Annotated in this window: 12 protein-coding genes; 7 read left to right on the top strand and 5 right to left on the bottom strand. The window is 72.5% G+C overall.

Features of this window, described 5'->3' with window-relative positions:
• The first annotated feature begins 6 nt into the window (after positions 1-6).
• From ACFZDL_RS30795 to ACFZDL_RS30810, 4 genes are read left to right on the top strand one after another with little or no spacing between them, the layout of a single operon-like run.
• Complete coding sequence (locus ACFZDL_RS30795; RefSeq protein WP_353594992.1) at positions 7-1002, top strand: ABC transporter permease; 996 nt, start codon at positions 7-9, stop codon at positions 1000-1002.
• Positions 999-2012, top strand: a complete 1014-nt coding sequence (locus ACFZDL_RS30800; protein ID WP_353594991.1) for an ABC transporter ATP-binding protein — start codon at positions 999-1001, stop codon at positions 2010-2012. Before ACFZDL_RS30795 ends, ACFZDL_RS30800 begins: the two co-directional genes overlap by 4 nt.
• The gene (locus tag ACFZDL_RS30805) at positions 2005-3075 is read left to right on the top strand and encodes an oligopeptide/dipeptide ABC transporter ATP-binding protein (RefSeq protein WP_353594990.1); all 1071 of its coding nucleotides are present in this window, start codon (positions 2005-2007) and stop codon (positions 3073-3075) included. The genes ACFZDL_RS30800 and ACFZDL_RS30805 overlap by 8 nt, the downstream gene beginning before the upstream one ends.
• Positions 3072-3788 (top strand): sulfite exporter TauE/SafE family protein, encoded by a 717-nt coding sequence (locus ACFZDL_RS30810; RefSeq protein WP_353594989.1) that lies wholly within the window; start codon positions 3072-3074, stop codon positions 3786-3788. The genes ACFZDL_RS30805 and ACFZDL_RS30810 overlap by 4 nt, the downstream gene beginning before the upstream one ends.
• Positions 3789-4021: 233 nt before the next feature.
• Here ACFZDL_RS30810 and ACFZDL_RS30815 read toward each other — a convergent pair whose 3' ends face one another.
• Complete coding sequence (locus ACFZDL_RS30815) at positions 4022-4327, bottom strand: hypothetical protein (RefSeq protein ID WP_353594988.1); 306 nt, start codon at positions 4325-4327, stop codon at positions 4022-4024.
• Between the two features lie 141 nt (positions 4328-4468).
• On the opposite strand from ACFZDL_RS30815, the gene ACFZDL_RS30820 reads away from it, so the two are divergent.
• On the top strand, positions 4469-5359 hold the full coding sequence (locus tag ACFZDL_RS30820) for an oxygenase MpaB family protein (protein WP_353594987.1): 891 nt from the start codon (positions 4469-4471) through the stop codon (positions 5357-5359).
• Positions 5360-5370: 11 nt separating this feature from the next.
• On the opposite strand, the gene nhaA is transcribed toward ACFZDL_RS30820, so the two are convergent.
• Positions 5371-7251 (bottom strand): Na+/H+ antiporter NhaA, encoded by a 1881-nt coding sequence (nhaA, locus tag ACFZDL_RS30825; protein WP_353594986.1) that lies wholly within the window; start codon positions 7249-7251, stop codon positions 5371-5373.
• Positions 7252-7622: 371 nt separating this feature from the next.
• Positions 7623-8300, bottom strand: a complete 678-nt coding sequence (locus ACFZDL_RS30830; protein ID WP_353594985.1) for a type 1 glutamine amidotransferase domain-containing protein — start codon at positions 8298-8300, stop codon at positions 7623-7625.
• A gap of 151 nt (positions 8301-8451) precedes the next feature.
• On the opposite strand from ACFZDL_RS30830, the gene ACFZDL_RS30835 reads away from it, so the two are divergent.
• Both ACFZDL_RS30835 and ACFZDL_RS30840 read left to right on the top strand, forming a co-directional pair.
• The gene (locus tag ACFZDL_RS30835; protein ID WP_353594984.1) at positions 8452-9351 is read left to right on the top strand and encodes a LysR family transcriptional regulator; all 900 of its coding nucleotides are present in this window, start codon (positions 8452-8454) and stop codon (positions 9349-9351) included.
• Positions 9352-9452: 101 nt separating this feature from the next.
• Positions 9453-10649 (top strand): cytochrome P450, encoded by a 1197-nt coding sequence (locus tag ACFZDL_RS30840; RefSeq protein ID WP_353594983.1) that lies wholly within the window; start codon positions 9453-9455, stop codon positions 10647-10649.
• Positions 10650-10664: 15 nt separating this feature from the next.
• On the opposite strand, the gene ACFZDL_RS30845 is transcribed toward ACFZDL_RS30840, so the two are convergent.
• Both ACFZDL_RS30845 and ACFZDL_RS30850 read right to left on the bottom strand, forming a co-directional pair.
• A complete protein-coding gene (locus tag ACFZDL_RS30845) occupies positions 10665-16541 on the bottom strand; it encodes a type I polyketide synthase (protein ID WP_353594982.1) in 5877 nt (1958 codons plus the stop codon).
• A complete protein-coding gene (locus ACFZDL_RS30850) occupies positions 16534-23319 on the bottom strand; it encodes an SDR family NAD(P)-dependent oxidoreductase (protein WP_353594980.1) in 6786 nt (2261 codons plus the stop codon). Before ACFZDL_RS30850 ends, ACFZDL_RS30845 begins: the two co-directional genes overlap by 8 nt.
• Positions 23320-23689: the final 370 nt, after the last annotated feature.

A 23689-nucleotide genomic window follows, 5' to 3' on the forward strand; every position in this document is an offset into this window, starting at 1 on the left:
GCCACCATGACCGACCCCGCTGACCGTCCCTCCGGGGACACCGTCCCTCAAGCCACTTCCGCAACCGCCCCCGAAGCCGCCTCGCCACACACCCGCCCGCCCCGCTGGTGGCTGCTGCTCGGCAGGGACCGGGGCGCGGCCGTCGCGGCCGTCATCCTCGCCCTGGTGTTCCTGGTGGCGCTGTTCGGCAGGCTGTTCATCGGCGACCGGGCGATACGGCAGGACCTTCGCGCCTCGCTGCGCCCGCCGTCCCTCGACCACGGCTTCTACGGGCTGCTCGGCACGGACGTGCTGGGCCGCAGTGTGGTGGCCCGGCTGGTCGAGGCCGCCGGGACGACGCTGTACGTCGCGGTGCCCGCGGTGCTGTGCTCGCTGCTGATCGGCTCCGCGCTGGGGATGTGGGCCGGCTACCACGGGGGCTGGCGGGAGAACATCGCGATGCGCGTCGCCGATGTCATCCTCAGCTTCCCGTCCCTGCTGATCGCGGTGGTCGTGCTGTATGTCTTCGCGCCCAGCGCGCTGAACATCGTGCTGATCCTCGCCGTCGCGCGCATCCCCGTCTATCTGCGCACCGCCCGCGCGGAGTCGGCCGAGCTCAGAAGCCGGCTGTTCGTCGACGCGGCCCGCACCTTCGGCACCCCGAGCCGGCACATCATCTACCGGCACATCCTGCCGATCGCGCTGCCGACGCTGCTGACGGTGGCCACGCTCGACTTCTGCTTCGTCATGCTGACCGAGTCGTCGCTGAGCTTCCTCGGCATCGGAATCCAGCCCCCCGATGTGAGCTGGGGGCTGATGGTGGCCCAGGGCCGCCAGTATCTGCAGACCGCCTGGTGGATCGCCGTGCTGCCGGGCATCGCGATCGTCCTCACCACGGTGTCGGCCACGGTGCTCGCCGCATGGGTGCGCCTGGCCACGGATCCCGCGCAGCGCTGGCGTCTGACGCTGCCCAAGAAGCGGCGCGGGGCCCGAGCCGCTGTGTCCCCGGAGGTGATCGCGTGAAGCCGTCAACCCTGCCCGCGCCCACCGCGGCCGATGGCGCCGCGCTCGAAGTCGAAGGGCTCTGCGTCGAGCTGCGCACCCCTTCGGGCACGGTCCGCGCCGTGGACGGCGTCAGCTTCAGCGTGCGCAAGGGGCGCACCCTGGCGCTGCTGGGCGAGTCCGGCTGCGGGAAGTCCATGACCGCGCTGTCGATCGCCGGGTTGCTCGACCCGGTGGCCGAGGTGACGGATGGATCCGTACGGGTGTCCGGCACCGATGTGCTGCGGCTCGGCCCGGCGGGCCGCAGAAAGCTCGCCGGCCCCGGTCTTTCGATCGTGTTCCAGGACGCGCTGACCGCGCTCAACCCCGTGCAGCCGGTCGGCAGGCAACTGGCCGAGCCGTTCCGCATCCACCGCGGGCTGTCGCGGCGCGAGGCCAGGGAGAAGGCGATCGAGCTGATGACCCGCGTCGGCATCCCCGAACCGCGGCTGCGGGCCCGCTCGTACCCCCACCAGTTCTCCGGCGGTATGCGCCAGCGTCTGCTGATCGCGATGGCCGTCGCACTCGACCCCGATGTGCTGATCGCCGACGAGCCCACCACGGCGCTCGATGTCACCGTGCAGGCACAGATCATGCGGCTGCTGCGGGACCTGCAGACCGAGCGGCACATGGCGATTGTCCTGATCACCCATGACCTGGCCGTGGTCGCCCAGCGGGCCGACGATGTGGTGGTCATGTACGCGGGCAACGTGGTGGAGACCGGCCCGGTACAAGAGGTGTTCGCCCGCCCCCGCCACCCCTACACCAAGGGGTTGCTCGACTCCGTTCCCGAGCATGCCGTCAGGGGCCGGCCACTGCCCGCCGTGCCCGGCAGCCCGCCCGAGCTGAGCGCGATCCCCTCCGGCTGTGTCTTCCAGGCCAGATGCCCGCTGGCCCAGGAGCGCTGCGCCCAGGAACGTCCTCATCCGGTGTCCGTCGGCGCCTCGCGCTCGGCCGCCTGCCACTTTTCCGAGGAGCTCGACCGTGTCTGAGATCTCCGGTGCCCCCGTCACCGAAACCACCGTCGCACACCCGCGCGGCGACAGCTCGGCCGGCTCCCCGCCCCTGCTCGAGGTCAGCGGCGTCACCAAGTCGTTCGGCCACGGTCGCCGGCGCCTGACCGCGCTGGACGGAGTCGATGTGCGGCTCGAGCGCGGGGAGACCCTTGGCCTGGTGGGCGAGTCCGGCTGTGGCAAGTCGACCCTGGCCAGGGTGGTGCTCGGGCTTGAGCGGCCGGACGCGGGGACGGTGCGCTTCGACGGCACCGACCCGTTCACCCTCAAGGGCAAGGAGCTGCTGGCCTGGCGGCGTCGGGTGCAGATGGTGTTCCAGGACCCGTTCGCCTCCCTCAACGCCCGGATGTCCGCGGCCGACCTCATCGGGGAGCCGTGGCGCACCCACCGCGACATCGTGCCCACGGCGAAGGACCGGGAGCGGCGGGTACGTGAGCTGCTGTCCCTCGTCGGGCTGCGGGAGAGTGACGCCCACCGCTACCCGAACGAGTTCTCCGGCGGACAGCGGCAGCGCATCGGCATCGCCCGCGCGCTGGCGCTCGACCCGGACCTCATCGTGTGCGACGAACCGGTGTCCGCGCTGGACCTGTCGGTGCAGGCCCAGGTGCTCAATGTGCTCTCCGAGCTGCGGACGCGGCTCGGCGTCTCCTATGTCTTCATCTCCCATGACCTGTCGGTGGTCAGACATGTCTCCGACCGGGTGACGGTGATGTATCTGGGCAAGGTCATCGAACACGGCCGCACCGAGGGCGTCTTCGACCGGCCCCTGCACCCGTACACCGCCGCGCTGATGTCGGCCGCGCCCACGCTCGACGTCTCCGGGGAGGCACAGGACGAGGAGATCCAGTTGCGCGGGGAGATCCCCTCCCCGTACGACATTCCGTCGGGCTGCCGGTTCCGCACCCGCTGCTGGAAGAGCGAGGCCCGGTGCGCCGAGCACGCTCCCCTGGCCATCACCCGCGACGGCGCGGCGGACACCGGGCCAGAGGCGCACGAAGCGCTGTGCCACTTCCCGCTGGGCGTCGGGCCGACGGGAGCATGAGCGCGCCGGAGTTCGCCCTGCTCTTCGTCACCGTGGCGGTCGGGTCGCTGTTCCAGGTCTCCATCGGCTTCGGACTCGGCCTGCTCGCCGCCCCGGTGATCGCCACGCTGGACCCCTCGCTCACCCCGGTGGTGGTGCTGCTGCTCGCCACCGGGGTCACGGGCGCGGTCCTGGTGCTGGAGGGCGGGCACGCGGACATCCGGGGAGCGGGGTGGGCACTGGCCGGCCGGGTACCGGGCGTCCTGGGCGGCGCGGCGCTGGTCGCCCTGCTGCCCGCCCGGCAACTCGCCTTCCTCGTCGCCGCGGTCGTCCTCGTGGGCGTCGCGGTGAGCCTGCGCGGCTTCGTACCGCGGCCGGGCCGGCGGTCCGTGCTGCTGGCCGGTCTGGTCTCGGGGGTGATGGGCACGGCCACCTCCATCGGAGGGCCGCCGATGGCCATGGTCTGGCAGCGCCTGAGCGGCCCGAAGCTGCGCTCCACGATGAGTGGGTTCTTCCTGGCCGGCTCCGCGATGAGCCTGGTCACGCTGGCGGCGACCGGGGCCGTGCACACCGACAGCCTGCGGTACACCGCCCTGCTGGCCCCGGCCGCGGCGATCGGGGTGCTGCTGGCCCGCCCGCTGTCGAGCAGACTGGACATGCGGCGCACCAGGGCCGTCGCCATGGTGCTCGCGGTGGCGAGCGCGACGGTGCTGGTCGTCCAGCAATTCGTGTAAGCCGGCGCCTTGGGGATGACGGTGACGGCGCGTCAGGCGCTCGCCGCGCGTGCCGCCGCCAGGTCCGTCACCAGGCGCTCCTCGACCGGGACGCTCGGGTCGGATTACCGGCCGGACTGACATCCCCGCGCTCGCGCCGCTGCGCCGCTCGCCCGTCGCCCGACGGAAAGCTGGCCGAGCAGTTGGCACACCGAGAACATCGGCCGCGCCTTCGACCTGGTCCCCATCGCCCGCTATCTGCTGAACACCGTCATCTTCGCCGGTGGCACCACGATCCTGGAGACGGTCACGGCGGCGCTGGCCGCGTACGCCTTCGCCCGCCGGTTGCCGAATGCCGACCAAAAGGTCGAGTCCGGTCCCAGCCGGGTGAAGTTGTCAAGGCCCGCGAAGCCGGGCGGGCTGAACAGGTTCCAGTCGAGGAGGGAGATCACACCCGCGGCGATGACCGGGCCGGCGGTGAAGACGAGGAACCCGCACCGCCGCATCCCGGGCCCCGTCCCCGCGGCCCACCGGCCCGCGCCCCCGATGGCGCCGCTCACAGGCGGGCCGACCCTGCGGACGTCGGAGCCTGCGGGCGGGCGTTCGGCACCAACCCCCTGTGCGGGCTGCTCATCCTCGTGGCCGTGCTCGCCGGGCGGATCAGTACCCTCGGCTGAGGGACACGGACCCTGGAGGTGCTGGTGGGACTGCGGGAACGGATCGCGGCGGAACTCACGGCGACCATGCACGGCGGGGATCTCAAGCTGGAGCAGTACGCGGGGCCGCCCGGTGATCCCGGACTGTTCGGGATCGCGCCGGGGGACCCGGTGTGGCGGGTGCACGGGCAGGCCACCGGGATGCTCACCGGCGGGTTCGCCGCGCTCATGCTCCAGTCGCTGCATCCGCTGGCCATGGCGGGGGTCGACCAGCACTCCGACTTCCGCGCCGATCCGGTCGGGCGGCTGAACGGAACCGTACGGTTCATCACCACGACCACCTTCGGCTCCTCGGCCGCCGCCCGCGAGGTGATCGACCTCGTCCGGCGGATCCACACCCGGGTGCACGGCACCGCCCCCGACGGCCGGCCGTACCGCGCGGACGACCCTGACCTGCTCACCTGGGTGCACACCGCCGAGGTACGCAGCTTCCTCGCCGGCCACCAGACCTACGCACCCCGGCCGCTCCGGCTGACCCCCGCCGAGTGCGACGCCTACTACCGCCAAGCCGCCCCCGTGGCCGAGGCGCTGGGCGCACGGAACGTACCGCGCACGTCCCCCGAAGCCGAGCGCTACCTGACCCGCCTGCGCCCCCAACTCCACGCCACTCCGGCCGCGCTGGACTCGGTACTGTTCCTCCGCCGCTTCGGACGCACACGACGGGAGCGGCTGGTCGTAGGCCTGCTCACGAACGCCTCGGTCGGGCTCCTCCCCGACTGGGCCCGCACCGAACTCGGCATCCACCGCCCGGCCCTCGTCCGCACCGGCTGGGACCGGCCCCTGGCGACGGCCGTCGGACGCACCCTCCAGTGGGGGCTCGGGCCCTCCCGCATCCAGGCCGCCGCACGGGGGCGGCTGGCGGGGGCGCGGCCCTAGGCCCTCAGGGCCTAGGCCCTCACCGCCGCCCGCGCACGGGCCAGGCGCACGGCCGCGGACAGGCCGTCGATGTCGTACGCCCCTTGGTGTCTGCGCCCGTTGACGAAGAACGTGGGGGTGCCCGCCACTCCGCCGAGGTCCGCCGACTCCACGTCCTCCGCGACGCGGGCCGCACCGGCGCGGGAGCGCATGTCCCGCTCGAAGCGCGCCACGTCCAGACCGATGTCCGCGGCGTATCCGCGCAGATCGTCGAAGCGCAGGGCGCCCTGGTGGCTGAGCAGCAGGTCGTGCATGTCCCAGTAGCCGCCCTGGAGGGCCGCCGCCTCGGCGGCCTCGGCGGCGAGCTGGGCGTGGACATGCACATCCGTCAGGGGGAGGTGGCGCCAGACGTAGCGCACATCCCCGAAGTCCCCGAGGAGCTCGCGGATGACCGGCTCGGCCTGGCCGCAGTAGGGGCATTCGTAGTCGCCGTACTCGACGACGGTCACCGGGGCGTCGCGAGGTCCGCGTACGTGGTCGCGCTCGGGGTCCACGGGGGCGGCGAGGTCGACGATCGTCTCGGCCTTGCCGAGCAGGGCGCGCAGTTTCACTTCTCGCGGCAGCGCCTTGATGACGCGGGTGATCAGCCAGCTGATGACGAAGGAGCAGAGGACGGCGCTCAGGATGCCGATCTTGGCGTCCTGGAGCTGTGTGCCGTGGAAGGCGAGGGTGGCGATCAGCAGGGAGACCGTGAAACCCACGCCGGACAGGGAGCCCGCCACGGTGACGGCCCCCCACCCGACCGGCAGCCGGATGCGGCCGCGGCTGAGCCAGGTGGTCAGGGCCGACGCCCCGATGACGCCCATCGGCTTGCCGAGGGTGTATCCGAGCAGGATGCCGAGGGTGACCGGTGAGGAGAACGCGCGTGACAGCTGCTCGCCGCTGATCGGGATGCCGGCGTTGGCCAGGGCGAAGAGGGGCACGATGACGTAGCCGGCCCAGGGGTGGAAGATCTGCTGCAGACGGTCGTTGGGTGAGATCGCGGAGGCCAGTCCGGCGCGCACCGTGCGCTCCAGCTCGGGAGTGGGCTGTTCACGGAACAGCCGGAACAGCCCGGTGGCGCGCTCCAGGTCGCTGCGCGCCGCGGGGTAGGCGTACGTCAGCAGCCCCATGGCCAGCCCGATGACGACGGGATCCACACCCGATTCGAGCAGGGCGGCCCACGCCGCCACCGCCAGCACCGCGTAGACTGCGCCACGGCGCACTCCCATCCGCCGCACGAGCAGGACGACGGCGAAGATGCCCACCGCCACCAGCAGCGCCGGGACGGAGAGGTCGCCGCTGTAGGCAACGGCGATGACGGCCAGCGCCAGGAAGTCGTCGACCACCGTGATGGTGAGGATGAAGACCCGCAGTCCGGAGGGCATGCGCCGGCCGACCACGGCGAGGATCCCGAGGGCGAAGGCGGTGTCGGTGGACATGGCCGCACCCCAGCCCTGCGCCGACGCGTGGCCGGCGTTGATCGCGAGGTAGACGGCGATCGGTACGAGCATGCCGCTCAGCCCCGCCGCGACCGGAAGGGCCAGTCGGCTGCGCTCGCGCAGCTCCCCCATGTCGAACTCGCGCCGCGCCTCCAGACCGATGACGAAGAAGAACACCGCCATCAGCCCGCTGTTGACCCATTCGCGCAGGTCGAGCGCGATGCCATGGGAGCCGAGCCGCAGCGACAGACGCGTGTGCCAGAACGCCTCATAAACCGAGGGCGCCACATTGGCCCAGATGAGCGCGGCGAGCGCCGCCGTCACCAGGACGGCGGCGCTGCCGGTTTCGGTCCGCAGGAAGTCACGGAGCGGGGAGTGTGAATCGGCGGCGAAGGCGGTCTGCTCCGTGTAGTCGGTGGCCTCGGAGGACATGATCAGCCGCGCACCGCGTGCTGCCCGGACGGCGTGGCCATGGCGTCGGCGCGGTGGCCGTCGAGGGCCTTCTTCCGGTCGTTCGGCAGGTCGATCAGGACGGTGCTCACTTCTACCTCGCGTCGTAATCCAAGTGTCCGACATGTCCGCCGGCCCTGCCCGCCGGCTCACCGACACTTCGCCGGGGCGACGGCTCTCGCCGCAACAGCGACCACCAGCCGTTTCATTCCTCGGTGGCCGAATCGCGGCCGCGGTCGTGAGAACAGCCGCGGTCGTGAGACAACAGAACCGACGACGTCCTCATGGATCAGGAATCGGCTCCAGGCGAGCCGAGTCCGACGGCGGCCCTGGCCGCCGTCCTGATCGATCCGTCATGAGAGGACCTTGACGAGGGCTTCCCCGAGTGCGGTGGCCGAGGCCGGGTTCTGGCCGGTGACCAGGCGGCCGTCGACGACCACATGCGGTTCGAAGTCGGGGGCGCCGGTGTGCTTGGCGCCCCGCTCCTCGAGCTTGCTCTGCAACAGGAACGGCACCACGTCGGTGAGCCCCACCGCGGCCTCCTCGCTGTTGGTGAAGGCCGCGACGTTCTTGCCCTCGACCAGGTACGCCCCGTCGGACAGCTTGAGATTGACCAGGCCTGACGGGCCGTGGCACACCGCGGCGACCGCCCCTCCGGCCTCGTAGATGTCGCGCGCGATCCGGGCGAGGCCGGTGTTGTCGGGGAAGTCCCACACGGTGCCGTGGCCGCCCACGTACACGATGGCGTCGTAGTCGCCGGGGGTGATGTCCTCCGGCCGGGCCGTCGCCGCCAGCTTCTGCGCGATGCGCGGGTCCTCGAGGAATGCCTTCTGGATCGGATCGGACGGATCGAGGCCGTCCATCGGCGGACGGCCCCCGGAGACCGAGACCAGGTCGACCTCGTAACCGGCGTCGGACACCACCTTCCAGGGGTGCGCGGCCTCGCCCACGTAGAAGCCGGTGGTCCGGCCGGTTTCGCCGAGTTCCTGGTGGCTGGTCAGGGCGAGCAGGATCTTTCGGGTGCCGGGCATGGCGGTCTCCTCTGCGCTGTGCGATCGACGGGCCGCTTCCCGGCCCCTCGGCGTCCTGGCAGAGTAGGGCGGCGCACCCATGGGCGACCAATGGAAAGATCGTCCCACACCCATCGGAAAACCGATGGGTCGCCGGACCTGGGGAGCCCTGGTGGATCTGTCCCTGCTGAAGACCTTCCTGGCCGTCCACCGGTCGGGTTCCCTCACGGCGGCGGCGCGCCAGATCGGCCGGTCCCAGTCCACCGTCACCGCGCAGATCCGCGCGCTGGAGGAGCAGATGGGCCAGCAACTGTTCCGGCGCATGCCGCGGGGGGTCGTACCGACGTCCGTGGCCGATGAACTCGCCGCCGAGGCCGGCCCGCATGTGGACGCCCTCGCCGCCATCGCCGAGCGCGGTGTCGCCGGCCGCACCGCCCCGTTCACCAAGCCCCTGCATCTGGCCGGTCCCGCCGAACTCATGAGCACACGGGTGATGGCGGCGCTGGCGCCCCTGGTCCATGACGGACTGCGGCTGAGGGTGACCCTGGGGCTGACCGACGATCTGCTGGCCGGTATCCCCGACGGCCGGTTCGACCTGGTCATCTCGACCATCCGCCCCCGCGGCAAGGCGATCGCTTCGGTACCGCTGACGGATGAGGAGTTCGTCCTGGTCGCCGCCCCGCGCCTGGCCGCGCTCGTCGACAGCGGGCAGCTCATGCGGGAGGGACCGGTGGCCCTGCGGGAGCTGCCCCTGCTCAGCTACGCGGAGGACCGCCCCATCATCCGCCGCTACTGGCGCACCGTGTTCGGCACGCGCCCCACGGGCAGCCCCGCTGTCGTCGTCCCCGATCTGCGGGGTGTTCTGACCGCGACCGTCGCCGGCGCCGGGATCACGGTGCTGCCGCGCTACCTGTGCGCGGAGGAACTCGCCTCGGGTGCCCTGGTGCCGCTCCTGGAGCCGGAGATCCCGCCCATCAACACGCTCTACCTCGCCTGTCGCCTCGGCACCGAGAACGCACCGGCGATCGCCGCCGTTCGTACCCGGCTGCTCATGCGGGCCCCTTCGTGGTGATAGCACTTTCCCTAGTCCGGGCCCCGTATCCTGGCTGTGCGTCTCTGGAAAATGTTATGTCTCAGTGGGTAAATCGAGCGACATACAGAGGCGGGGAAGAAATGACCATAATTTTCGATCCGCGAGATCCGTCGGTCCGCACCGACCCATATCCCATCTATCGACGCCTGCGCGAGACAGATCCCGTCCATCAGTCACACTTCGGGTACTGGGTCCTTTCCCGCTACGCCGATGTGGATGCCGTACTGCGCGCGCCGGGAGCCTCGAGCGAGTTCTACCGGGACCGTACGTGGGCCGATCGCCGCGGCGGTCCTGACAGCCCGCTCGTGCAGAGCGTACGAAAATGGATGCTGATGCTCGACGGCCCCGCACATCGACGGATCCGCGGCGTGATCGGCAAGGTTTTCACCCGAGCCTCCGTGGAACGGCTGCGGCCGCGTATAGCCGCCGAGACCGACCGGCTGCTCGACGCCGTGGGGGAAGGCGAGACGGACCTCATCAACAGCCTCGCTCTGCCCCTTCCGGTGACTGTGACCTGCGAACTTCTCGGGCTGCCCGGGAGCGATCGGGACCAGTGCCGCCGCTGGACGGAACAAATAAGCCGCGTGATCGACCCCTCGATAACCGCCGAGGACGCGGTCGACATGAATGCGGCAGAAGTGGAATTCCGGGAGTACGTCGCCGGTCATCTCAAAGAGCGCAGGTCAACACCGCGAGACGATATTCTCTCCCTCCTCCTGCACGCCGAGGTCGACGGCGGCCGGCTGACCGAGGAGGAGATCATCGCCAATGTTCAGTTCTTGTTCGTCGCGGGCCATGAGACAACCGTCAATCTGATCGGAAACGGTCTCCTGGCGCTGCTCCGCCATCCCGACCAGTTGCGGATGCTGCGGGACAGCCCGGAAACAATCGCCGACTCCATCGATGAGATCACTCGATACGACCCTCCCGTGCAGATCGTCTCCAGGATCCTGACCGAAGACGTCCCCCTGGCGGATATCACCCTTCCCGAGGGGGCCAAGGCGATGCTGCTTTTCGGGGCGGCCGGCCGTGACCCGGAGCGCTATCCCGACCCCGACCGGCTCGACCTGACCCGCACCGGGGTGAAAACGCTGGCTTTCAGCGGCGGGCCGCACTACTGCATCGGTGCCGCGCTGGGAAAGCTGGAGACCTCCATGGTGCTGACGGAGCTGCTGCGCCGGTATTCCACGATCGAGCTCACCGGCGAGGACCTGGTCTGGCGACCGAACGTCAGCTTCCGCGGTCTGCGGGAGCTGCCGCTCGAACTGGCGCGCTGACGCGGCTCGCAGGCCTCAGCCGAAGGTGCCCCGCATCCAGTCACGCATCAGGGCCGCCGTATGCGGGGCATGGTCCTCCAGCATGGTGAAGTGGTTGCCGCGGGTGGTGACGGCGGTGTGGTCGAACGGCCAGACGGGTCGCCAGTCCCATTCCGCCGGCCAGCTCTCCAGCGGTTCCCCCGCGCGTACGAACAGTACCGGGGCCGGCAGTTCGGTGAACGGCCAGTGGAACGTCTCGTAGTGCAGCATGGCGGTCACCCAGCTGTTGTCGCTTGGCACCGCGGAGTTCGGGTCTTCGGCCCGGTGCTGGAGTTCTCCCCGCAGACCGGGGGCCAGCAGGGCGAGCCGTTCGTCCTCGCCGGGGGCGTAGCTGTCGAGCAGGATGACACCGGCGGGCGGGGTGCCCCGGTCGTACAGGTACCGGGCGAGGAGGTGAGCGATCAGGCCGCCGGAGGACAGGCCGGCGAGCACGAAGGGCCGCTCCCCCAGTTCCGCGCGCAGACTGGCGGCGTGCGTCTCGAGCAGCACGTGCGGGGTCCGCGGCAGCGGGTCGCCGCGGCGGAATCCCGGTTGCCGCAGGGCCCAGACGTCCCGTTCCCCCTGGAACGGCTTCGCCAGGCGCGCGTACTGCACCGGATCGGATGTGCCGATGGCCGAGGTGACGCACACCAGCGCCGGCCCCTCCGGTCCACTGGCCAGCCGGGTCGGTCGCGGGATTCGTGGCAGGTCCGCCGGCGAGGCGAAGTAGGCGCGGGTGTGCGCCCATGCGGTGGCCCTGGTCCGGGCGATCAGCTCGTCGACGGTCTCGCCGAGCTCCTCCGGGGCCGGTTCGGTCTCCGGCCGGGCCAGCGCGTCCGCCAGGTGCCGGACCAGCGCCAGGGGTGTCGGATGGTCGAAGACGACGGTCGCCCGCAGCCGTACGTCGAGTGCCTGGCCGAGGTGGTTGCGGATGTGGACGGCGGCCAGTGAGTCCACTCCCATCTCCAGGAACCCGGTGTGAGGTCTGAGCTCGTCCGTGCCGTCGTGTCCGAGGACGAGCGCGACCTTGTCCAGCACCAGGTCGAGCAGCGCCCGTTCGCGTTCCGGTTCGGCCAGGACGTCGAGCGTCTGCCGCAGGTTTTTCTCCGGGACCTCCGGCTGGTTCACCAGCTCCCGCAGCAGGGGCCTGACCTGACGGCCGCGCACATCCAGCCGGGCGGGCACCAGCACCGGATCGGCGAGCGCGGCCGCGGCGTCGAACAGCGCCAGTGCCTCCTTGGTGGACAGTGCGTCGGCGGTGGACGGCGGGGTGGCGGTCGCGTCGAGGTGGCGGGTCATGTCGCTGCGTTCCCGCCACAGGCCCCAGGCGAGCGAGACCGCGGGCAGCCCTCGCGCACGCCGGTGGTAGGCCAGCGCGTCGAGTACGGCGTTGGCGGCGGCGTAGTTGGACTGGCCCGCGCTGCCCGCGGTGGCGGCGGCCGACGAGAACAGCACGAAGGACGTCAGCGGCAGGTCACGGGTCAGCTCGTGCAGGGCGAGAGCGGCCTCGGCCTTCGGCCGCAGGACGGCGTCGAGGCGGTCCCGCGTCATGGCCGTCACCACGCCGTCGTCGAGCACCCCGGCCGCGTGGACGACGACCGTCGGCCGGTGGGCGCGGAGCAGCTGGGCCAGTTGTGTCCGGTCCGCGACGTCGCAGGCGGTCACGGTGGCGGTGGCGCCCAGCGCGCCGAGTTCGTCCCGCAGCCCGGGCGCGTGGCCCCGGCGGCCGGCCAGGACCAGCCGCCGCACCCCGTGCTCGGTGACCAGGTGGCGGGCCAGCAGCCGGCCGAGTGTGCCGGTGCCCCCGGTGATCAGTACGGTGTCCTCAGGCCCGGCGAACGTTCCGCGGGCCCGGGGGACGGCCCGCACCAAGCGGCGCGCCAGCACCCGTCCGCCCCGCAGGGCGACCTCCGGTTCCTCGGCGGCCAGGGCGGCGGTGACCGTCTGCGGGGTGATCTCGTCGGCGTCCAGCAGGACGAACCGGCCGGGTTCCTCGGCCTGCGCCGACCGCACCAGACCGACGACGGCCGCGCCCGCCAGATCGGGGACGTCGTCGCCGGGCCCGGCCGCCGCCGCGCCCGAGGTGAGGAACACCAGCCGGGACGCGGCGAACCCCTGGCGCGCGCTCCACCATTGGACCAGCCTCAGTGCGCGGTGTGCGGATTCCCGGACCGTACCGCGGGAGCCGGGGACGAGCACCGCGCCCGGCACGGGCAGCCCCGCGCGGACCGCCTCCTCCAGCGCCGCGAGACCGGGGAAAACCGGGAAGTGGCGGCTCTCGAAACCGACGGCCACCACGGTCTCCGCCGCGAGGCCGCCCGACGGGCGCACCTCGACCCACCTGTTCCGGAACAGCGCGTCCCGCGGGGCGCCGCCACGTACGGCCGCCGGGCGCAGCGCCAGCGAGTCGACCGACAACACCGGCGCGCCTTCTCCGTCGGTCACGGTCAGCCGCACGCCGTCGGCGACGGACCCGCACAGCCGCACCCGCAGTGTCGAGGGACCGGCCGTGTGCGCGGTGACGCCGGTCCATGTGAACGGGAGCACCGGTCCGTCGGCCGCACCGGCCCCGCCACCCGCCGAGGCGACGGAGCCGAGGGCGTGCAGAGCGGAGTCGAGCAGCGCCGGATGGACCACGAAGCCGCGGGTGTCCACCGGGCAGGCGACCTCGCAGAAGACGGCGTCGCCGCGCCGCCACACGGTGCGCAGCCCCTGGAACGTGGGGCCGTAGCGCAGCCCACGGCCGACCAGCGCGGGATAGAGCCCGGTGTGCGGGACCGCTTCCGCGCCGGCGGGTGGCCACTCCTCCAGCGCCTCGGGCTCGGCGGGTGCCGGGCCGAGCACACCTCCGCCGTGCCGCACCCAGCCCGCGCCGTCCACTTTCGCGTGGAGGTCCAGCCCGCGGCGCCCGGCGCCGTCGGGTGCGCCGACGCGCAGCTGCACCGTCGCGGCCCCCTCGTCCGGCAGGACCAGCGGCGCCTCCAGGGTGAGTTCCTCGACCGTGGCGCAGCGCGCCGCGGCGCCCGCCCGCAGCGCGAACTCGAGCCAGGCGGTGCCGGGCAGGATCACCTCGTCCAGCACGCGGTGGTCGGCCAGCCACGGGGCCGACGCCACTGACAGGCGTCCGGTCAGCACCAGCTCGTCGCTCTCCGCCAGCTCGACCGGCGGATCCAGCACGGGGTGATCACCGCTCCTGGACTCACCGGGCGTCAGCCAGAACCGCTTGCGCTCGAACGGATAGGTGGGCAGTTCGGTGAATCCGGGAGTGTCCGGCCCGGCCCACGCCGTCCAACGAGGGCACAGACCGCGGACGTACAGCTCGGCGAGCGAGGCGAGCAGCGCCTTGCGGCCGTCCTCCCCGCGGCGCAGCGATCCGACGGCCACGGCCTTGTCGCCGACGGCCTCCAGGACCGCCGGGACCAGCACGGGGTGCGGGCCGACCTCCACGAAGAACGAGTGTTCCGGCGCCGCGAGAGCGGCGATGGCCTGGTCGAACCGCACCGGCAGGCGCAGGTTGCGGTACCAGTACCCGGCGTCGAGCTCCGTTCCGGCCAGTACGGCGCCGGTCACCGCCGAGTGGAAGGGGATCCGCGTGGCCTTCGGCGATATCGGCGCCAGCTCGGTGAGGACGCGGTCGCGAATGAGCTCCACCTCGGGCGAATGGGACGCGTAGTCCACCGGCAGCTTCCGCACCCGTACGCCGGACTCGGCCAGGTCCGCCAGCAGCGCGTCGAGCGCGTCGGTGGCTCCGGCGACCACCGTGGACCTCGGCCCGTTGACCGTCGCGACGCACAGCCCCTCGTCCAGCCGGGGCCACAGTTCGTCCGCCGGCAGCTCCACCGACGCCATGCCGCCGCTGCCGGACAGTCGGGTCAGCGCCTTGGCGCGCCTGGCGACCACCAGCGCGGCGTCCTTCAGGGACAGCGCGCCGGCCACATGGGCCGCGGCGATCTCGCCCTGGCTGTGCCCCACCACGGCATCCGGCTCGATGCCGCAGGAGCGCCAGAGGGCGGCGAGCGCGACCATGACCGCGAACAGCGCCGGCTGCACCACGTCCACCCGCTCGAGCGAGGGCGCGCCCGGCCGCTGCCGCAGCACGGCCGGCAGGTCCCAGTCGACATGCGGTGCCAGCGCCTGGGCACAGCGGTGGATGTGTTCCCGGAACACCGGCGATGTCTCCAGCAGGTCGCCGGCCATGCCCGCCCACTGGCCGCCCTGGCCGGGGAAGACGAACACCACCTTGCCCGTCAGATCGGCGGTGCCCGTGACCAGGCCCGGCGCGGTGCCGCCGCGGCTCAACGCGGTCAGGTTGGCCCGGGGATCGGTGTCGAGCACCACGGCGCGACGCTCGAACGTGCTGCGGGAGGTGACCAGCGCGTATGCGACGCCTGCCGCGTCCCTGCCGTCCCTCTCGCGGTCCATGTGCGAGAGCAGCTGTCCGGCCTTGGCACGCAGCGCGGAATCGGTGCGTGCCGAGAGCACCCAGGGCAGCGGCTCCGCGTCGACAGCCGGTGTCGCCTCAGCGGGTGGTGCCTCTTCCAGGATCACATGGGCGTTGGTGCCGCTGATGCCGAACGCGGACACTCCCGCGCGCCGCGGGCGGCCCGGGCTCGTCGGCCAACCGCGGCTCCCGGTGAGCAGTTCCACCACGCCCAGGTCCCAGTCCACCTGCGACGACGGGCTGTCCACGTGCAGTGTCTTCGGCAGGGTCCGGTGCCGTAGTGCCAGTACGGTCTTCAGCACTCCGGCGATACCGGCGGCGGCCTGGGTGTGTCCGATGTTCGACTTCACCGACCCGATCGCCAGCGGGGCTGCCCGCTCGCCACCGTACGCCGCCTGCAACGCCGACGCCTCGATCGGGTCGCCGAGCCGGGTTCCCGTGCCATGTGCCTCGACGGCGTCCACATCCTGGCCGCGCAGCCCGGCGTCGGCCAGCGCGTCGCGGATGACCCGCTGCTGCGCGAGCCCGTTCGGCGCGGTCAGCCCGTTGGAGGCGCCGTCGGAATTGATCGCGGTGCCCCGCACCACGGCCAGCACGGGGTGTCCGTGGGCGAGGGCGTCGGTCAGCCGCTCGACGAGTACGACCCCGGCGCCCTCGCCCCAGCCCACGCCGTCCGCCGCCTCGGCGAACGCCTTGCAGCGGCCGTCCGCGGCGAGCGCCCCCTGGCGCTGGAAGGCGGCGAACAGCCCGGGGGTGGACAGCACGACGACGCCGCCGGCCAGTGCGAGATCGCATTCTCCTGAGCGCAGCGACCGTACGGCCAGGTGCAACGCCACCAGCGAGGACGAGCACGCGGTGTCGATCGTGGCCGAGGGGCCCTCCAGCCCGAGGAAGTAGGCGACCCGCCCGGACAGCACGCCGGCCGCGGTGCCGGTCGCCAGGTGGTCGGCGTGTTCGTTGTGGTTGCTGACCCTGCCCAGCAGGCTGCGGTAGTCCTGGTCGTTGGTGCCGGTGAACACCCCGGTCCGGGAGCCGCGCAGGGACATCGGGTCGATTCCGGCCCGTTCCACCGCCTCCCAGGAGATTTCCAGCATCAGCCGCTGTTGCGGGTCCATCGACAGGGCCTCGCGGGGGCCGATGCCGAAGAAACCCGCGTCGAACCAGGCCGGGTCGGACAGGAACGCCCCCGCGCCGGTGAACTCGTCCGGCCAGCCGCGGTCGGCGGGGAAGGAGGTGACGGCGTCGCGGCCCTCGCCCACCAGCCGCCACAGCCCTTCGGGGTCACCGACTCCGCCGGGGAACCGGCAGCCCGCCCCCACGATGGCGATCGGCTCGCGGGCGCCGGCCTCGGCCACGCGCAGACGTTCCCGGGTGTCCCGCAGCGCGGTGGTCAGGCGCTGCACGGTGTCGAGCAGCCTGCCGTCGTCAGCCATCGAGTCGGTCCTTCCCTGCCCGGGAGAGTTCCTGTTCGGCGCGGCTCAGGATGGCCTCGAGATCCGTCGCCCGGGGCTCCGCCTCCGGTGCGCCGTCGACCTCCGGTGTGCGATCGGGGTCGCCGGCGGCCGGGGCGAGTTCCGCGGCGAGGTGGCCGGCCAGTGCGGAGGGGGTGGGATGGTCGAACAACACGCCGGCGGGCATCCGCACACCGGTCTGCGCGCTGAGCTGGTTGCGCAGCTCGACGATGCCAAGGGAGCTGAGCCCCTGCTCATGGAAGGGTTTCGCGGGCTGGATCTGCGCGGCCGAGTCGTGCCCGAGCACCTGCGCGGTGTACCGGCACACCAGATCGCGCAGCGTACGGACGCACTCGGCCCGCGGCATCCGGGCGAGCCGCCGCACGAGCGAGGAGGTCTCCGCGGGCGGTGGGGCGGCGTTGCTCTGCGCCTCGGGCAGGTCCGCGAACAGCGGGCTGTTCCGGGTGGTGGCGAGCGCCGAGAGGAATCGCGCCCAATCGATGTCGGCGATCACCAGCCCGGATTCGTCGTGTGCGTGGGCCCGGCCCAGTACGGCGATCGCCAGGTCCGGGTCGAGCACCGTCATGCCGTTGCGGCGCAGCCGTGTGCCCACGATCTGTGCGTCCGTGCCGTCGACCGCCATGCCGCCGGCCCCCCATGGCCCCCAGGCGACCGACGTGGCCGCGAGTCCGTCGGCGCGGCGCTGTTCGGCCAGCGCGTCGAGGTAGGTGTTGGCCGCCGCGTAGTTGGCCTGGCCGGCGTTGCCGACCGCGCCGGTGGCGGAGGAGAACAGCACGAACGCCTGCAGCTCCCCGGCGAGCTCGTGGAGGTTCTTGGCGCCGGTGGCCTTGGCGTGCAGCACCCGGGCGAGCCGCTGGGGGTCCAGGGCGTCGAGCACACCGTCGTCGAGCACCCCGGCCGCGTGGACGACCGCGGTCAGCGGGCGGTCCTCGGGGATCGACGCGAGCAGGGCCGCCACCGCTTCCCGGTCGCCCACGTCGCAGGCGGCGGTGTCGACCTCGGCACCGAGCGCGGTCAGCTCGGCGACCAGTTCGGGATCGTCGGCGTGGCGGCCCGTCAGGAGCAGCCGCTGGGCGCCCTCGGCGGCCAGCCACGTCGCGACGCGTCTGCCCAGCGCGCCGAACGCTCCGGTGATGAGGGTGGTTCCGCGCATGGGCCATTCGCGCCGGGGACCGGTGGGAAGCGGTGCGCGCAGCAGACGCCGGACGAACACTCCCGAGGCGCGGACGGCGGCCTGGTCCTCGGCCGAGGAGAGTATCCCGGCGAGCCGTTCGGCCGCCGGTGTGTCGACGGTGGCGGGGAGGTCGACCAGTCCGCCCCACCGCCCGGGGTGCTCCAGCGCCGCGACCCGGCCGAGTCCCCACACCATGGCCTGCGCCGGGCTGCCGGGCCGGTCGCCGTGGCCCGTGGACACCGCCCCCTGTGTCGCGCACCAGAGGGGAGCTTCGAGGCCGGCGTCGCCCATGGCCTGGATGAGCGCCGTGGTCAGCGCGAGTCCCCCGGGGACACCGGGCGCATCCGGGTGGGTCCGCTCCTCCAGCGCCAGCAGGGACAGCACCCCGTCGACCGGTTCGGCGTTCGCCGCGGACACCAGGCGCTCGGCGATCTCCGTGCGGTCCGCGTCGATGGCGAGGGGCAGTGTGCGGGAGCCGAGCGTGGCGCCGAGGGGTTGCGGCACGGGGAGGGCGTCGGAGTGGACGATCAGCCAGTTCCGCGGTGAGGCGGCCGGGTCCGCCGTGGGTTGCCAGCCGATCCGGTACCGCAGCCGGTCCATCGCGGCTTCCCGGTCCGTCCGCTGGGGGTGGTTCGCTGCCGCGTCGGGCAGCAGCCAGAACCGTTTGCGCTGGAAGGCGTATGTGGGCAGGTCCACGCGCCGGGCCCCGCTTCCGGCGTACCACCGCGACCAGTCGGGCCCATGGCCACGGACCTGCAGCGCCGCGACGGCGCCGAGCACATCGTCCTGGCGCAGGGCGGGGAACACCGCCGCGTCGGTGGTGTCCGTGAGGCAGTCGGCGGCCGTCTCGGTGAGCGTCGTGTCCGGTCCCAGCTCCAGGAAGGTGGTCACGCCCTCGTCGTGCAGGGTCCGCATCCCGTCGTGGAACCGGACCGTGCCGCGCACATGGCGGACCCAGTACTCGGGCGAACACAGGTCGTCGGCGGTGGCGAGCCGCCCGGTCAGGTCGGAGGCGACGGGGATCCGGGGCGGGTGGTAGGTCAGGCCCTGGGCGACCGTGTGGAACTCGTCGAGCATGGGCTCCATCACGGAGGAGTGGAACGCGTGGCTGACCCGCAGGCGCGCGGTCCTGCGCCCCTGGGCGCCGAACCGCTCCGCCAGCGCGACGACCGCCTCCTCGTCGCCGGAGATCACCACCGAGCGGGGGCCGTTCACCGCCGCCAGCGACACGCCCGGCGGCAGCTCCGCGACCTCCTCCCGCGCGGCCGCCACCGCGTACATCGCCCCTGCTTCGGGCAGCGCCTGCATGAGCGAGCCCCGCGCCGCGACCAGCGCGCACGCGTCCCGCAGGGACAGGACCCCGGCCAGGTGGGCGGCGGTCAGCCCACCGAGGGAGTGTCCCAGCAGCAGGTCCGGCCGGATGTCCCAGCTTTCGAACAGCCGGAAGAGCGCCACCTGGAAGGCGAACAGCCCGGTCTGCGCGTACTCGGTCCGGTCGAGCGGTTCCTGGTCCGTGCCGAACACCGTCTCCTTCACCGGCAGGCCGAGCCCGGCGCACACCTCGTCGAAGGCCTCGGCGAAGACCGGGTACGCGGCGTACAGCCCGCGTCCCATGCCCACCCGCTGGCTGCCCTGACCGGTCAGCAGGAAGGCCAAGCCGCCCTCGGCCACCGCGCCGACCGTGAGGTCGGGGTCGGGCCGGCCCGCCGCCAGCGCGGTCAGCGAGCGCCGCAGCCGGTCGCGGTCGCCGCCGGTGAGGACGGCTCGGTGGGTCAGGGCCGAGCGTGTCGTGGTCAGCGAGAAGCCGATGTCGCGCGCGTCGAGACCGGGATGGGCGTCCCAGTGCGCGGCGAGCCGTCCGGCCTGGGCGCGCAGGGCGGCGTCCGAGCCTCCGGAGACGGTCCACACCGGGGGGACGTTCCGTACGGGCTCCGCCGGAGCCGGTGGCTCGGCGGGCGGCTGCTGAAGGATGACATGGGCGTTGGTCCCGCCGATGCCGAAGGACGAGACGCCCGCCCGCCGCAGCGGGCCGTGGTCGGGCCATGGCGTGTCCTCGGTCACCAGCCGCAGCCCGGCGTCCCAGTCCACGTGCGGGCTGGGCCGGTCGACGTGCAGGGTCGCCGGGACCGTCCCGTGCCGCATGGCCAGCACCATCTTCATCACCCCTGCCGCGCCGGCCGCGGCCTGTGTGTGGCCCAGGTTGGACTTGAGCGAGCCGACCAGCAGCGGGCGGTCCGGCGGCCGGTGCGCACCGTAGGCCTCCAGGAGGGCACCGGCCTCGATCGGGTCGCCGAGCATCGTTCCGGTGCCGTGCGCCTCCACGACGTCCACGTCGGTCGGTCGCAGCCGGGCGTCGGCGAGCGCGGAGAGCAGCAGCCGGTGCTGGGCGGCTCCGTTGGGCGCGGTGAACCCGTTGCTCGCGCCGTCGGAGTTGACCGCCGAGCCCACGATCAGGGCGAGCACCGGATGGCCGTTGCGGCGCGCGTCGGAGTACCGCTCCAGGACGAACATCCCACCCCCCTCGGCCCAGGCGGTGCCGTCCGCGCCCTCGGCGAAGGGTTTCGCCCGGGCGTCCGGCGCCAGCCCGCCCTGGCGGCTGAACTCGACGAACACCATGGGCGACGACAGCACGGTCACCGCGCCCGACAGCGCCAGCGAACACTCGCCCCGGCGCAGCGCGGTGGCGGCGAGGTGCAGCCCGACCAGCGACGACGAACACGCGGTGTCGATGGCGAGGTTGGGCCCGTTCAGTCCGAAGGTGAACGAGATCCGGCCGGAGGCCGTGCTGGCCCCGGTGCCGATCGCCAGATGCGGTCGCAGACTCATGTCCGCGTATCCGGGGCCGGTGCCGTAGTGGCCGTGTGACAGCCCGGCGTAGACCCCGGTGTCGCTGCCGCGGAGGGTGGCCGGGTCGATACCGGCCCGTTCACACGCCTCCCAGGTCAGCTCGAGCAGCAGCCGCTGCTGCGGGTCCATCTCCAGCGCCTCGTGTCCGCCGATGCCGAAGAACGCGGGGTCGAACTCGGCGGCGTCGTGGAGAAATCCGCCCTGGCGCACATAGCTCGTGCCCGGGCGTTCGCGCTTGGGGTCGTAGAGCCCGGTCAGGTCCCAGCCACGGTCCTCCGGCATCGGCGAGACGACGTGACGGCCCGCGGCGAGCAACCGCCACAGGTCCTCCGGCGAGCGCACCCCTGCCGGAAACCGGCAGCTCATCCCGACGATGGCGATCGGCTCGTCCGGCGCGCTCCGGCGGGGTCGGGCGGCCACCGGCCGGGGTGCGCGCCTGTCCAGGTGTGCGGCCAGCCGATTCGGGGTGGGGTGGTCGAACAGCGCGGCTGTGGCGATCTTGAGCCCGGTCCGCTTCCGCAGCCGGTTCACCAGTCGCACGGCCGCGAGGGAGTCGAGCCCGAGCTCGAGGAACGACCGGTCCGGCGCGTAGCCGCCCTCGGTCATCGCCTCGACCTCGGTCCGGATCAACCGTCGCAGATCCGTCGACCGGGATGCGGCAGGAGCGGCAGGGGCGGGCTGTGCCACGCCGGTCGGCAGGTGGATGCGCTTGCCGCCCCAGCCGCGGAAGACGGCGGACCAGTCCACCGGGACACCGTGGGTGTGCAGCCCGCCCAGCGTGCCGAGCACGGCGTGCGGATCGGACCCCTCGCCGTGCAGCGCGGCGGTGATGTGCGCGTGTGCGGCGGCGGACTCGGGCAGCGTCTCCTCGACCAGCGCGGCCAGCACTCCGTTCGCGCTCATGTCCACGTAGGTGTCCACGCCGGCCGCGTCGAGGCTTGTCACACAGTGGAGGAAATGCCCGGTGCCGCGCACCTGCGCCCCCCAGTATTCGGGCAGGTGGACGACACCGGGGTCTGATCCCAGCGCGTTGTGCACCGGGACAATCGGAATGCGCGGCGGGCGCGGTGCGAGGCCGCGGACGAATTGCTCGAAGTCGCCGGCCATCGCGGCCATATGCGGGGAGTGGAAAGCCCGGTCGACCGGCAGCTGTTTCACCTTGCGTCCCCGCCGCGACCACAGTGCGGCGATCCGAAGCACGGTTTCCCGGTCCCCGGAGACGACGACGGAGTTCGGGGCGTTCACGGCGGAGATGCCGGCCAGATGCTCGAGCCCGGCCAGCGATTCCAGCGCCTCGGCCTCGGAGATCCGCATCGCGACCATCGCGCCGCCGACCGGTGTCTTCTCCCGGAACAGCCGGATCCGCTCGGCGAGCAGCGCACAGACGTCGGGCAGGGAGAACACCCCGGCCGCCGTCGCCGCGGCCAGCTCCCCGACGGAGTGCCCGACCACGAAGTCCGGGCGTACGCCCCAGTGCTCGAACTGGCGGAACAGCGCCACCTGAAGGGCGAACAGCGCGTCCTGGGTGTACAGCGGCTCGTCGGCCGGCGCGACCTCGGTGGCCTTGCCCGTGCCGAGCAGCAGATCGCGCACCGACCAGGCGGCCACCGCGTCCATGTGGGCGCACACCTCGTCGAGCGCGTCGGCGAACACGTCGAACAGCGGATAGAGCTCGCGCCCCATGCCCGGCCGCTGCCCGCCCTCGCCGGGAAAGAGGAAGGCCACCTTGCGCCCGCCGTCGGCCCGCTGCGCGCCACCCCGTCCCAGGGCGAGTTCACCGAGCCCGTCGGCGAGCTCCGCCCGGTCGGCGCCGAGAACCACCGCGCGATGCGGCAGATGCGGCCTGGCGACCGCCAGGGTGTGGGCGGCATCGAGCGGGTCGGGGCTCTCGGGCTCGGTCAGATGGGCGCGCAGCCGCTCCGCCTTGCCGTACAACGCCTCTTCGCTGTCCGCCGACAGCAGCAACGGCAGCGCCGGTACCGCCCTCCTCGCCGACGGCGACGGGCGCGCAGGCGGTTCCGACAGCACCAGCGCGCAGGCCACCCCCGCGCCGTCCGAGGAACTGTGGACGGCGGTGAGGCGGCGGTCGAGGTCGGGCCGGGCATCAGAGAGCGGAACCCGGCCGCGGCCCAGCAGCACGGGCATCTCCAGCAGGGCCGCCACCGCGTCCTCGCCCCGGCCGCCCGGCTGGTCCCCGCCGGACAGGGCGCCCGGCGCGGCCCCGCCCGCGTGGTAGCCGCCCCGCCACCAGAAGTGGATCCCGTCATCCGCCACCTCGCCGCGCGCACAGGCCTGCCGTACGACATCACCCCGGCCCAGCGCGCTGCCCTCGATCACACAGTGGACCGGGTCGCCCTCGGCCACCGCCGCCGGAACCGGCTTCAGCACAAGGAATCCGCTGCCGCCGTCCGGTGCGACGACCCCGGCGAGTGCCAGCGCGGACTCACCCGTGTGGATGCTCTGACAGGCCAGGTGAACCACCCCGGCGGGAAGGGTGTCCAGCGTCAACGCGGGTCCGGTCACATCCAGTTCGGCGGCGATCAGGTCCGCCTGCGTGGTGGCGAACACACCGGCCGCCACCTCCCGGAGCGTGTCCGGGACGATGCCGGCGTTCTCCAGCGCCCGCAGCGCCGCCTCGGGCGGCGGAACCTCCGGGGCACAGGATGACAAGCCGATCACCGCGACCGGCGCCGGGCGAACGGTACTGCCGGGCTGCATGGAACCACCTGTCCTGTTCACCGTCTCACCGTCGGGTTCGCCGTCTCACCATCGGGCGGAATCGTGCCGAACACGGGCCGTGCATCTATCGCCGGTGGGAATACCGCCGAATACGCGGGCATTCCCAGGAAGAGGCAATGAGATCGGCAGGCTAACCTTTCCGGTCAAGCGCTTCCAAGCCCCGCATCTGCGGGGAGCGGGTGTTTAGCAGATCTCCTAGTCATTCCCGTCGGCCGCGCTACGCCTCGCACGGCCATGCCATGATGAGATCTCCAGGGCTGTGATTGCCCGACTCAAAAGCGCTTCGGATTGCCTGCTCAGGATTGATCGTTCGCGTCATCAATTAAGGGTCCGGAATGCATGAATCTGG

The organism is Streptomyces sp. NPDC007917, from assembly GCF_042959105.1.
Lineage (GTDB): Bacteria > Actinomycetota > Actinomycetes > Streptomycetales > Streptomycetaceae > Streptomyces.